2 protein-coding genes are annotated in these 1,464 nt (G+C 43.0%); both read right to left on the reverse strand.

All coding sequences use genetic code 11. The annotated features are described in order from the left end of the window. Nucleotides 1-294: 294 nt before the first annotated feature. The gene (locus O9295_RS13220) at nt 295-846 is read right to left on the reverse strand and encodes a TolB family protein (protein WP_288033262.1); all 552 of its coding nucleotides are present in this window, start codon (nt 844-846) and stop codon (nt 295-297) included. Beyond that, nucleotides 830-1,111: a photosynthetic electron transport-dependent transcriptional regulator PedR gene (gene pedR, locus O9295_RS13225; protein ID WP_108937575.1), complete on the reverse strand. Its 282-nt coding sequence runs from the start codon at nt 1,109-1,111 to the stop codon at nt 830-832. The genes O9295_RS13220 and pedR overlap by 17 nt, the downstream gene beginning before the upstream one ends. Between the last annotated feature and the right edge of the window lie 353 nt (nt 1,112-1,464).

Here is a 1,464-nt window from a genome sequence, read left to right on the forward strand (position 1 = left end):
TTGAGGTGGTCAACTACCTAATTTTCAGGGAAAAAGTACCTGAATTTTCCCCCGATCCCCGCAATGGCTGGCACTTTTTGAGGGGAAAAAAGTCCAAAAGTCTTATCCAACAAGGTTTTTAGATTTATTCAGCAGACCCTACCTACGCAGCTGGACGAGGAAAAAGAAAGAGTCGAGACGGAGCAAAAAGTAAGCGTGGAGGGATTCCAGGTCGTGTGGATATTCTCCTCTCCCATCTCCCCCGCAACGCGCACGAAGTGGTCTCCCCACACCCTTCTCCCTTCTCCCCCAATACTATCGGGACGGGGAAGAATTGCTCGGGGGTAAAGAAGGAGAAATTTCGCTACCTCGATCGAATATTTCCAGATTCCATTGACCGAAACGATTACTTTCAAAAGCAATAAAACGACCGTTACCACTAATCGTCGGACGACGCACTTCTCCTAAAATATTTTCGGTGATATTTTTTGCTTGCAGAGTTTGTCGATCATAAATATATATATCGGGTTTACCGGACTGTTCCGACACATAAACAATATAGCGACCATCGGCACTAATATCCGGTTGATCTTGATAGGTTTTTGCTTGATTTAACCCCGGCAGGGGAACTAAACGATTAGCCACTCGATCGAATAAATAAATCGTTCGTTGTCCCATGCGATCGGAGGCAAAGACCAGATAACGACCATCGTAGTTAAAACGGGGATTATCTTCAGAGGAAGGGGTATTTAAAGTATTTCCTAAAAGCTGTTGGGGAGGGGTGACAAAACCCGCATCACTACATCCCCCCAGACTGATGATATTAACCGCAAGAAAAAGTCCCAGAAGTTTAGGAAACCTGATCATCAGTCGGCGCTGGGGAAGGAAGGATACAACAATTAATATCATCAAGACAAACTTTACCCCAATGCAATGCCCAACGCACCAATTCCACTCGATTATCGGTTTTTGTTTTTGTCAAGATATTACTAATATGATTATCAACGGTACGCTTACTAATCTCTAGCTTTTCCGAGATTTCTTGATTAGTTAAACCATTAGCCACTAAATCGAGTATTTCTAGCTCTCGATCGGATAATGAAGCGGCTGTTTGAAACTTCCCAGCAGACATAAGTATAATTCCTCTCGTATATGTACTTATCATTCTAGAAGAATTTTTTCCCCTAGGAATCGATAATCAATCAGTAATCAGTGATCAGTAAACAGTAATCAGTGAAAAGACAGCACTGTTACTGCCATTTGATGATGCACACTTAATACAGATGGTTTGCGGCAAAAAGCTTTTCCTAGGGGCAGGGTGTGGGGTGTGGGGTGTGGGGTTTTATCGATTTTCAGGTGGTCAACTACCTAATTTTCAGGGAAAAAGTCCAGGAATTTTCCCCCCGATCCCCGCAATGGCTGGCACTTTTTGAGGGGAAAAAAGTCCAAAAGTCTTATCCAACAAGGTTTTTAGATTTATTCAGC

This window comes from Microcystis sp. LE18-22.4A (assembly GCF_027531105.1).
GTDB classification, from domain to species: domain Bacteria; phylum Cyanobacteriota; class Cyanobacteriia; order Cyanobacteriales; family Microcystaceae; genus Microcystis; species Microcystis aeruginosa.

Bases quoted from the DNA above. Each gene is read 5' to 3' on its own strand.
- O9295_RS13220 (WP_288033262.1), bottom strand. From the start codon at position 846: ATGATCAGGTTTCCTAAACTTCTGGGACTTTTTCTTGCGGTTAATATC.
- pedR (WP_108937575.1), bottom strand. From the start codon at position 1,111: ATGTCTGCTGGGAAGTTTCAAACAGCCGCTTCATTATCCGATCGAGAG.